General features: G+C 36.1%; 9 protein-coding genes and 1 pseudogene. 3 read left to right on the top strand and 7 right to left on the bottom strand.

Annotated features, from left to right (window positions below):
* Positions 1 to 452: sodium:proton antiporter (locus A9G30_RS08565; protein WP_218057797.1), on the bottom strand; the 452-nt coding region annotated here is incomplete at its 3' end.
* A gap of 294 nt (positions 453 to 746) precedes the next feature.
* Between A9G30_RS08565 and rlmF the strand changes: the two genes are divergently transcribed.
* Positions 747 to 1,739, top strand: coding sequence for a 23S rRNA (adenine(1618)-N(6))-methyltransferase RlmF (gene rlmF, locus A9G30_RS08560; RefSeq protein ID WP_065588670.1), 993 nt, complete (start codon positions 747 to 749; stop codon positions 1,737 to 1,739).
* Between the two features lie 558 nt (positions 1,740 to 2,297).
* Positions 2,298 to 3,378 (top strand): annotated as a pseudogene (locus A9G30_RS08550) (IS3 family transposase).
* A gap of 299 nt (positions 3,379 to 3,677) precedes the next feature.
* On the opposite strand, the gene A9G30_RS08545 reads toward A9G30_RS08550, so the two are convergent.
* From A9G30_RS08545 to rplM, 5 genes are all read right to left on the bottom strand, one after another.
* The gene (locus tag A9G30_RS08545) at positions 3,678 to 4,079 is read right to left on the bottom strand and encodes a ClpXP protease specificity-enhancing factor (RefSeq protein WP_065566229.1); all 402 of its coding nucleotides are present in this window, start codon (positions 4,077 to 4,079) and stop codon (positions 3,678 to 3,680) included.
* Positions 4,080 to 4,126: 47 nt separating this feature from the next.
* The gene (gene sspA, locus A9G30_RS08540; protein WP_065566228.1) at positions 4,127 to 4,759 is read right to left on the bottom strand and encodes a stringent starvation protein SspA; all 633 of its coding nucleotides are present in this window, start codon (positions 4,757 to 4,759) and stop codon (positions 4,127 to 4,129) included.
* A 367-nt stretch (positions 4,760 to 5,126) separates the two neighbouring features.
* Positions 5,127 to 6,857 carry a group II intron reverse transcriptase/maturase gene (gene ltrA, locus A9G30_RS08535; RefSeq protein WP_065588669.1) on the bottom strand — a complete coding sequence of 577 codons (1,731 nt, stop codon included), beginning with the start codon at positions 6,855 to 6,857 and terminating at the stop codon, positions 5,127 to 5,129.
* Positions 6,858 to 8,440: 1,583 nt separating this feature from the next.
* On the bottom strand, positions 8,441 to 8,833 hold the full coding sequence (rpsI, locus tag A9G30_RS08530; RefSeq protein ID WP_034915459.1) for a 30S ribosomal protein S9: 393 nt from the start codon (positions 8,831 to 8,833) through the stop codon (positions 8,441 to 8,443).
* An 11-nt stretch (positions 8,834 to 8,844) separates the two neighbouring features.
* Positions 8,845 to 9,273 carry a 50S ribosomal protein L13 gene (gene rplM, locus A9G30_RS08525; protein WP_065566227.1) on the bottom strand — a complete coding sequence of 143 codons (429 nt, stop codon included), beginning with the start codon at positions 9,271 to 9,273 and terminating at the stop codon, positions 8,845 to 8,847.
* 275 nt (positions 9,274 to 9,548) lie between these two features.
* On the opposite strand from rplM, the gene A9G30_RS08520 reads away from it, so the two are divergent.
* Positions 9,549 to 10,175, top strand: coding sequence for a YrbL family protein (locus A9G30_RS08520; RefSeq protein ID WP_065588668.1), 627 nt, complete (start codon positions 9,549 to 9,551; stop codon positions 10,173 to 10,175).
* On the opposite strand, the gene A9G30_RS08515 is transcribed toward A9G30_RS08520, so the two are convergent.
* A complete protein-coding gene (locus tag A9G30_RS08515; protein WP_065588667.1) occupies positions 10,138 to 10,719 on the bottom strand; it encodes an ATP-binding protein in 582 nt (193 codons plus the stop codon). The genes A9G30_RS08520 and A9G30_RS08515 overlap by 38 nt on opposite strands.
* Positions 10,720 to 11,497: the final 778 nt, after the last annotated feature.

Here is an 11,497-nt window from a genome sequence, read left to right as displayed (position 1 = left end):
ATTAACATTGCTGCGCCTGTAGTACCCATGATTGAGGCTAATACCGTTCCGATTGCCAGCAAACCAACATTTAGCTTGGGTGTGCTAAGCACATCGCTTTTAATAAAAATTCCGCCTGAAACGGTAAATAGTGCCAACAATAACAAGATAAAGGGAAGATATTCCACCATAATTGCATGAACGGTAATATTGATGGCGGTTTGCAAACCAAATGAAAACAACAAAAAGGCTAAAAATAACAACGTCCAAAAAATAATGATTTTGCCGTAATGGTAGTGCCAAAGTTGTGGCAAAAATAGCGGAATTAACGCAATAGAAAGTAATATCCCCACAAAAGGAATCGCCCAAAGTAGTGATAAATCATATTCGTTAAAACCCATTGCATAAAGATCAAAAGGGAAAAGCAATAATACAAAAAGTGATACCAGCGGTAAGTTAAAATAATTTTTCATGTCATTTTTTACTTTTTTAAATTGGTGCAATTATAACAAATAAAAACTAAAATTAATTTTAAAAAGCGTTTTATTACGTTTTATTCAGTTTTATCAATTAAATACCACAACAGAGACAATGAAATATTATAATCACGCTATTATAAGCTGGCGTTAACGATAGAGGGTAATAAATTGCTGTACTGATTATTTTCTACTGATATTACACGTGTTTTGCGATGTCGGTATTTTCGCTTAATTGCTCTAAATATTTTATAATAGCGACTATTTAATTTTCAATAAAATAGGAACAGTGTGCCAGTATCATTAAAAAAGCCTTCTTTACATAACCGTAATAAACATCAAGACGGTTATCATTTTGATCTGCTCATTCAAACTTTGCCTAGTTTGGCACAGTTTGTTAAGCCCAATGGTTATGGCAATTTGTCGATTGATTTTGCCGATCCAAAAGCAGTTAAAATGCTTAATAAGGCGCTTTTACTCCATTATTACCAGTTATCGTGGCGGGATATTCCTGATGGTTATTTATGCCCACCAGTTCCTGGAAGGGCAGATTATATTCATTCTTTAGCGGATTTATTAGCACAAGACAACGGTAATCAGATCCCTTGTGGCAAGCAAGTGAAAGTGCTTGATATCGGAGTTGGTGCAAATGTGATTTACCCTATTCTTGGGCGTGCTGAATATGGCTGGTCGTTTGTTGGTAGCGACATTAATCCGATCGCTATTAAAACAGCATCGTTAATTTGCCAAGCTAATAACCTATTAAATGGATCTGTGTTATGTCGATTGCAGAAAGACAAGACGGCCATATTTAAACATATTATTAAACCCAAAGAATTTTACCTGCTAACACTGTGCAACCCACCATTTCATTCTTCTGAGCAAGAAGCATTGGCCAGCACGCGTAAAAAGCTGACAAATTTAGGTAAGTTAACAAGCCCAACACAAAAAGCAGTTCTTAACTTTGGCGGGCAACATGCCGAGCTTTGGTGTCAAAGTGGTGAAAGTGTTTTTATAACAAAGATGATTAAAGAAAGTGTAGTGTTTAAACATCAATGCTTATGGTTTACTTCGTTAGTATCTAAAAAATCCTCATTAGAATTAATACAAAAACAATTAAAAGTGGCAGGTGTCATTGATAGTAAAATTATACCCATGGCACAAGGACAAAAAGTAAGCCGATTTGTAGCGTGGACATTTTTTAATAAAAATGAGCGTAAAGATCTTTTTAAAAAGATTTCAGGCAATACATCCGTTTCAATAAAAAGCAACTCAGCATATTAACTGTATTTATTTTAAAAGCATTACAAAGGTAAACCAAATATGGGGGGAGGCGTGTCAATTTAGATTTTATTGGTGGTTGGATCTTAATATCGACATCATTTTTAAGGTATTTAATAGAATAGTAAGTCATTTTAAATAAAAACGTTAAGTATTGGTGGATTATTTTACTCGCTTTGAATAAGTTTTGAGTAAATTGTTGTGTGCGTTTTGTTCTGATAACCAATAGGCGTAATTAAAAATAGGAAATGCATTTTTATACATACTTAGATAGATGCAAAAGCATTAATGAAGGAAAACAACTGGAGAATTTATTTTACTCATCGGCATTTATTTTATTAAAATGAATGCCGATGAGTAGTTAGTATTTATCAGATTAAGTTTGGGCTAATACGGCGCAGCTTTTAAATAATAGGTGGTCGGTTATGCTTTATCTCATACCCATCTTTCACTATCTAAAAATCACTAACCATTTAGGTGCACCTTTATGTAACTACCCCCTAAAATAGTACAGCAAAAAAGTAGAAAATTCTCTATGATAAAAGAAAAGGGGATTTAATGATGAAAAAAATGACTGAACATCAAATCGTCGCTATTTTAAAAGAAGCAGAGGTAGGTGTACCCGTTAAAGAGTTGTGCCGTACATATGGCATGGGTAATTCAACTTTCTATAAATGGCGAGAAAAATACGGCGGAATGGAAACGTCGGATATTAAACGCTTAAAAGAGCTAGAAGCGGAAAACCGTAAGCTTAAACAGATGTTTGCCGAACTGAGCTTAAAATCCCAGCTTCAGGAAGAAATCATAAAAAAGCTTTAGTGCCAACAGGGGCACGTAAAACGTGGGCACAGCAACTACAACAAAATCATTCGGTTACTATTGCTATGAGTTGTGCCATTGTTGGTTTAAGCCGTTGTGATTACTATTATCAACCTAAGTTGCAGGATGACTCGGTGATTGTTTCGGTGTTGAATGCTATCACAGACCGGCATTTACGCTGGGGCTTTCCTAAATGTTTTAATCGTATCAGAAAGCTCGGCTATCAATGGAATCATAAACGGGTATATCGGGTGTATTGTGAATTAAAGCTTAATCTCAGGGTAAAGCGTAAAAAACGCATTCCTCCACGATGTCCGGAAAGGTTATTAGTCCCCAATAAACAAGGTGAATGTTGGTCAATGGATTTTATGAGTGACAGTAGTCGTAATCAACGTCGCTTTAGGACATTCAATGTCATCGATGACTTTATCGTGAGGCGTTAGGTATTGATATTGCAGTAAGCTTACCCGCAGGTAGAGTGACTCGTTATTTGGATAAACTGGCCGAATATCATGGGTATCCATTAAAAATACGGGTCGATAATGGGCCAGAATTTACAGGAAAAACCTTTATAAATTGGGCTAAATCACATGATATAACCATTGATTATATCCAGCCTGGTAGCCCTTATCAAAATGGCTATATTGAACGATTTAACCGTACCTATCGCACTGAGGTACTTGATTTATATCTATTTAATAATCTAGAACAAGCAAGAAAGGTAACCGAAGAATGGCTAACCATTTATAACACCGAAAGACCGCATGAGGCGTTAAATAACATGACACCGATTGAGTATAAAACACTAAAACAAGCAGCATGATTTTCTACGTGAGTTGTGTACTAAGCTTGGGGTATTCACACAGCTTTTTTATAATAGATATGATTTTGTGATGGGAAATTTTTTCATAATTGAATTCTATTCATTTTATTATAGAGAATTTTCTATTTTTATATGCACTATTTTAAGGCGTAGTTACATAAGTATACATAAAAAAACAAGCTAACCTTTATCAAAAGTAGTAGAATCAATTTAGTTAAATGTAGTGATATTTTTACACTAATTAATATTATGTCGCCCATTTACTAATATGTGCATGGGCGTAATAACAAATAAAATAGCTATTTTACAACACGAAATGGATTAGTTTTTGGTTTCGGTTGTTGAGGTGGAGTTTCGCATTGGTCTTGATGATATTGCGGTTCATCTTCAAATCCCATACCAATGCCGTTTTCACGCGCATAAATTGCTTCAATAGCCGCCATCGGTACAACAATGTGTTGAGGGACACCCGAAAAACGAGCATTAAATTCTACTTGTTCGTTCGTTGCACAATATTGACCTACAGAATGAGGAGCAATATTTAATACAATTTGATTATTTTGAATGAATTCTTGAGGAACTATCACACCATATTTCGAAGTATTAACCACAATATAAGGTGTTAATTCATTATCTAGAATCCAGTCATAAAAAGCCCTAAATAAATAAGGCCGGCGAGGAGTCATTTGCTCAAGTTCCATAAAAAGCCACCTTGTCTACGATTATTATAAGTCAGATAAAATTATTATTATGATCTTATCTTTTTTTCGTCTTCTGTTAATGAATTAATGAAAGCTGGTCGTTCAAAAATTCGTGCCATATATGCCAAATAATTTTTTTCAGCAACTTTAGGTAGCTCAATACCAAGCATCGGTAAACGCCATAATAATGGAGCAAAATAGCAATCACTTAACGTAAAATCATCACTCATAAAATAAGGCTTTTCTTTAAATATGACCGAAATAGAAACAAGATCATCAAGTAAATTTTTACGTGCAAGCTGTGCTTCATTACTACTAGGATCATTAACAATAGTTTCATAAGCACTATACCACTCTTTTTTGATGCGATACATTGTTAATCGAGAGTTAGCACGAACAATAGGATAAACAGGCATTAATGGTGGGTGGGGAAAACGTTCATCAAGATATTCTAATGCTATATGTGGTTCATATAACGTTAGATCGCGATCAATTAATGTTGGGATTGAACCATATGGATTAAGATCCAATAATTCTTGAGGTAAATTATCTGCCGTTACAAACTCAATTTCAGCAGTTACCCCTTTTTCTGCCAGCACAAAACGAATCTGATGCCCGTAAATATCTGTTGTATCACAAAATAATGTCATCACAGAACGTTTATTAACAGCAACAACCATATTCACTCCAAATATGAAAAATTAAAATAAGCTTCATTGATTACTATTCTAACAAATTGAATAACAAATTTGTTAAAAAAATGAATTTTATTGTTATCTTTATTTTAAGAAACTGTTTTATGGCAATAAGATATCAGGTGGTATATACGTTTTAATAGAAAATGCTTTTTACTATATAAGCTAATTCCAATGAAAATAGTGTTTTTAGTTATGTGGATGTATTTACGAAAAAAAAACCAGCCTTGGCCGGGTTTTGAGAACTTTTGTAAAGTTGTAGTCGGGTAGCAGTGATACATTACTGTGTCACCGCCCCCTAAGAACTGTACGAGCGAATTTCTCCGCATACAGCTCAAGCCTTCCAATTGACTTAATAAGCCAGTTTCACTACTTCTAACTTCAGCGCATGAACTTTTTTATGACAGATAGGATGTAATAACACTCTATTTTTCAAAGCATCACTGCCCCCTTGCACTCTGTAGATTATATGGTGGTCATGCCATCCCGTTTCTTTTGTGATAGGGAGTAAACATAATCCACAACGACCTTTTTGAGTTTTATACAACATTTGCCATTTACTTCTGTGTGAGTATTCCTCATACATCCGTTTTTGGTATAATGTTTCTCCGTATAATTCCCATTCAGGTAAAAACGGGTTATAGTCCGATTTTACTTTGATGTGTCGTTTGATTGCTGTCTTGCTACATTGCAATAATTCAACCCATTTCTCTACACCATGACGGTCTTTTATCGTAGTACCAAAGTTCCACACTCGATTAGCGGTTGTTTTAAAGTATTTCTCTTTAATCCAACGTTTGCCTTTCTTGCTGTGTCGTCTTTTGCTCCAATTCCATAAAGCCCGCCATATTAATGCATCCATATGCCCATAAGCTTCACTGGCGACTTGACTTCGGTGGTAGTTTGCCCACCCCCTTATCATTGGGTTAAGTATTTTTATTAAGTCTTCTTGTTTTATCATGCTTAACTTCTTTATCCTCTCTCTTACCTTGTTATAAAATGCTTTCACATTCTTTTTACTCGGTTTGATAATGATACTCTTGTTAAACTTTCTTACCGTCCAACCTAAAAAGTCAAAACCCTGCTCGATATGCACGATGTTGGTTTTTCTCTCCGATAGAGTTAACCCCCTTTCTTTGAGAAACGCCTTAACCACTGGGATAACCTTTTCTTCCAGTAACTCTTTCGAAATCCCTGATATGACAAAGTCATCCGCATACCTTACCATGTACGTTTTATGTTGCCTGATTTTCTTACTTGCTTTTTCACCGAAGTGTTCAGCGAGCACTTTCTCTAAGCCATCTAACGCCATATTCGCTAGTGTCGGGGAAATTATGCCGCCTTGCGGTGTTCCTTCCTCCGTTGCTTTTACCTGTCCCATATCCACAACGCCCGATTTTAACCATTTCTTTAATATCCTTTTATTCATTGGGATATTATTTATTAACCATTCATGGCTAATATGGTCAAAACAGCCCTGTATATCTGCATCTAATACCCACTGCGCAGGTTGGTTTGTTTCCCTCCCTTTGTGCGAGTATATTCGATGTATATGTGTTATCGCATCTGCCGTTGAACGATTAATGCGAAACCCATAGGAGCCTTTGTCCGCTGTTGTTTCTGCTACAGGCTGAAGGGCAAATAGATAAAGCGCTTGCATTGCTCTGTCTTTCATAGTCGGAATACCCAAAGGGCGTTTCTTTCCATCAGACTTTGGGATATATACTCGCCTAAGTGGCATCGGTTTATATCCCTTACTTGTCAACGTTGCAATCGCTTGCCATTTTGCCTCGGCAGTTGACCATGCTACTTTGTCAACTCCCGTAGTCCTTTTACCTCTGTTTTCAGTCACTCTTCTTACTGCTAATTGCTTAGCGTAAGTCGAGCGTGTTAATAATCTTTGCAATCTTTTCACTTTGCGCCAATTATTCTCAAGTGTCGCTTTCGCAATCCTACTCTGCAATCCTTTAACATGTCTTGTTGCTTTGACCCAGTCAATACTGTGCCATTTACGAGCCATGTCAGAGGTCGCTGGAGCTGGACTCTTATTAGCCTTTAAGCTATTATGAGCTTGCTCTTTCATACTTACCTCTTGATACAAGAAGTAGCAGAAATTACTTGATTGTGGTGAATAACTACCAAAGAATTACCACGTTACAGTGGTAGTTATTCAGTAAATCAAATAACTCTACCACGATGTAACATGGTTAATGATTGAGTTTTGAGTTTGGCGTCTGCTTGTCACAGATGAATTACTTCCCAATAATTCATTTTAAACTGTTAGGCATTCGTCAGCTCATCCCTCGCCTAAAATAATTCCATTAGAAATTATCCACTAAAGGATTAGCCCGTCATCTTGCGACGGAAGACCAGTTAGAAGTCTGCACCCTTTCGGGTTAGGTTATGTTTCACACCCTATGTTAGCCATTACAGCCAACCCTTCGCTTTCTCTAACCTCCTTTACCTGCACACTCAACAGCATTGCTTACGCTCTGCCTGCCGTACACTCTTCCATTTTCCGTATATATACGGTTGCTGAATTGTGGACGGCAAATGTACAGGCTTACCAAGTTCCGTTATTACCACACGAATAGTTAAGATGTAGACTGTCCGCCGATAGTCGTATGATGGCGTATTCCCACGCTAAACAGGAATAACCCACTATGCACCTTTTGGTTAAAGCCTATCAGTAGCTTTGGCTTTGTCAGCATTACGACGTTTATCATCTATTCACTTACGTTCATCTTTCTATTCAGTCTAGCCCCTCATAACCTGCTACTGGTTATTACTTAGTTTCACCTCACGATTCCACTAACCTTGCTATTCCTCAAGGGGGTACATTGTCGGGAAGCTCCGCACCAGACCGTTACCCGTCTCGCACTATCCCTAGACTACTACTCGCCATAAAGTAGGTTGGCTCACGCTCTCGCTTAATTGCTAGCTCGTTCCAACAATGGCAATAACAGCTTATGCACTGCTCATAAAACTGCTCGAGTGAAATAAATAGGCTTTTACACCTGATATTTTACCAATAATATATTGTAGACATGATTCTCTATTGCCCCTTCATTATCAACCTTAAAGTTAGTATTACGCTTAACTTTAATATTATGTTGATTAATGTTGCGACTAATCACTTTGTCTATATTGTAATTACTTTCTTAATGTTTCACCCTGTGGTTTTGAATAAACCCTGGACATTAAGTCGTATCTTATTAGTTAAAAAGAGACGTCGGCAATCGTTTTATTGCTCGCCTTGTAGTTGTGTATAGTCCAACTATGACTGGAGAGTGTAAGACTCTCAAAAGGCTCCAGTTTACTTCATGGCGAAGTTTTGATGTCAGCTATATCTTCGGCTCATCATGTAGTTGTATATAGTTCAACTCTGGACTGGTAAGGTTTAAACCTTACAAAGGGCTTACAAGAATACGTCCCCTCTTGTATACGGGTTGAAAGGTTATCTCTATAACGCTTTCTGTATTATCTCCCTTTCGGGAGTATGAAGGCTCCCTCGAGGAGTTTACAAGCTTGTAAATAAGGAGAGAATATTTCATCTTCGCGCTTATTTACTGATAAAAGGGGAAAGTATTTCATTTCCGCCTTTTATCTCACTTGATTTTACGAAAAACTTCATAAAAATCAAGCACTTAGTGCTGCTTGTCGCACTTAGCGTTTGCTGAATTGTGGACGACGACGCGCTTTGCGTAGACCCACTTTTTTACGTTCAACTTGACGAGCATCACGAGTAACAAAACCTGCTTGACGTAACGCTGAACGTAAAGTTTCGTCATACTCCATTAATGCACGAGTAATACCGTGACGAATTGCACCAGCTTGACCTGAAATACCACCACCTTTAACAGTAATGTAAAGATCAAGTTTGTCAGTCATTTCGACTAACTCTAACGGTTGCATAACAACCATACGAGCTGTGTCACGACCAAAGTATTGCTCTAATGAACGTTTGTTAATAACGATGTTACCACTACCTGGTTTGATAAATACACGAGCAGCAGAACTTTTGCGGCGACCTGTTCCGTAATATTGATTATCAGCCATCTTCTATCCCCTTAAATATCTAATACTTGCGGTTGTTGTGCCGCATGATTGTGCTCATTACCAGCATAAACTTTTAGTTTACGGTACATTGCACGACCAAGAGGACCTTTCGGTAACATGCCTTTTACAGCAATCTCGATGACTTGTTCAGGATGACGTTCAATCATTTCTTTAAAAGTCGCTTCTTTAAGCCCACCGATGTAACCAGTGTGACGATAATAGATCTTATCAGTGCGTTTTTTGCCTGTTACAGCAACTTTTTCTGCATTGATAACGATAATATAATCACCTGTATCAACATGTGGTGTGTATTCTGCTTTGTGTTTACCACGCAAACGGCTTGCGATTTCAGTAGCTAAACGACCTAACGTTTTACCTGCTGCATCAACAACGTACCAGTCGCGTTTAACTGTTTCTGGTTTAGCTGAAAAAGTACTCATTCGTAATTATCCAATTTTTAATTAATCTCACGTCAATAAATCAATTGATTTATTTACACTTTTTGATTGTTACTATTAAGCAACACACCCCTTCGAGTGGTTATATTAATGCTCACAACCTAAAACAACATTGGGAAAAACGTTGTCGTAACGTGGGTGGCAATATTATACAGAAATAATATAAAAGCGCTAGAGTAAAAATAAAAAATCATGGCGATAAAGAAGTCTTACTGATAAACTTAAAATCAACATTAAGTAACACAATATTTATACAAATGGACAATACTATTCAACTTTCAGAGAAAGATTATATTAGCAGAGGATTACACCGTAAATGTTATCATCATCCTAGTGATCTTAATAAGTGTATTAAAGTAAATTATAATGATGGTGCCGAAGAGGAAACTAACCGCGAAATTGCCTATTATAAACACCTGATCAGGCGCAATATTTCATTTGAAGCGTTAGCTAAATATTATGGCTCGGTGTTAACCAATTATGGTCAAGGTCATGTTTTTGAACTTATCCGTGATTATGATGGAAAAACAGCGACATCACTTGAAAAATATCTTGCGGATGAAAAATTAACACAACAATATTATTCTGATTTAGTGATTTCATTAAAAAATTTAAAATCGGCTTTATTAAAAAACCGTATTATTACTATGACAATAAAAAGCAAGAATATCTTGTTTCAGCACTTAAGTGCTGATAAAAGTCGTTTGATTATTATTGATAATATTGGTAATTCGACGCTTATCCCTATTGCTAATTACATTTCTTTTTTTGCTAAAGGGAAAATTGAACGAACTTGGCAACGTTTTTTAAACTCAATTGTTAAAGAGAATAGCGATAATCGATTAATTACTCGTTTAGTTGACGAAGTGAAGCAGTCATCCTGAATTCTGCAATAGCACCTTTTGCATTATCAGTTCTATTTTTTAAGGTAAATAGGCCTTGATGTAATTTAGCAATACGATTAACAATACTTAAACCAAGCCCTATACCATTATGTTTGCGATCCATACGAAAAAAGGCTTGGGTTAGTTTTTCGCTTTTAGATTCATCAATGCCGTTACCTTCATCTTGTACAGTGATAAGGATGTCTTTTTTATCCTTATTACAACTCACCAAGATTTTAGTCCCATTGGGGCTGTATCGATAACTATTTTCAACTAAATTACGTGCTAGTAGTCTTGTATCTCGTGCAGTCAAAATCAAGACTGGCGTTGTAATACCATTTTTTCGCCAATGCATTAGCAATTCAAGCCCATCACAATCAGGTAGCCCTAAATCCAAAATGATTAAGCTAAATTGTCCAAATTGGATATATTGTTCAGCTTGATTACCATTTTGTGCAACTTCACAGACATAACCGTTTGAAGTTATACCGTCGTATAGTCCTTTTTGTAACAAACTATCATCTTCAACAATTAATATCTTCATTGTTCATTACCTTAATACCGATTTTAGCATTACTGAAAATGCGCAATAATTTATTTTATATTGCACTTTACATTGCTAAACCTGTTTATTTAGTCCAATAAAGCGACAATCGATTAAGAAATTTATGAATATTTACCCCAAGTTTTTAATTAAACATGCGGATATGATGCTCACAATAAATCCAACAATAATCCCTAATGACAATTGAATACCCAAAACATGTCACATAAAAATAATTGGGATTTATATTTTGACTCGTTAATCAAAAATAAAAGGTTGCTTGTAAATTATGCAGATAAACCATTTTCTAGATCTATTTAACCTATTAACAATTTAACGCAAAAACCTTAAGACAATCTTAAAATAAAAAAACAATTAAGTGGACAGGCTACACTAATTAGTACCAGTTTAATAAGGTCATTGTGATGATAACTAAAAAATAAAAGGAACCAACAATGACAAATCTCATTTCAAGAAGAGAAAAACGCAGTTTTAGTAATGAATTTAAAAAACAGAGGGTAATGTTATACCAAAATGGCAAAAAACGAGCGGATATTGTCACCGAATAAAACCTGACTAAATCCGCATTAGATAAGTGGATAAAGCAATATCAAACCACTGGTGAGTTTACAGCTCAAGCTAATCGTAGTGCTCAAGAAAATGAGCTCATAGCCCTACGTAAAGAGAATAAGCGATTGTTAATGGAGAATGACATCCTAAAGCAAGCGGCGTTGATAATAGGACGAAAATCAAATTAATCACCGAGAATCAACATCGA

Origin of the sequence: Gilliamella sp. Fer4-1 (assembly GCF_001690515.1) — a bacterium.
Classification (GTDB): Bacteria; Pseudomonadota; Gammaproteobacteria; order Enterobacterales; family Orbaceae; genus Gilliamella; species Gilliamella apicola_C.
The sequence above is the reverse complement of the archived record's forward strand: the minus strand, read 5'-3'. Positions and strand labels throughout refer to the sequence as shown.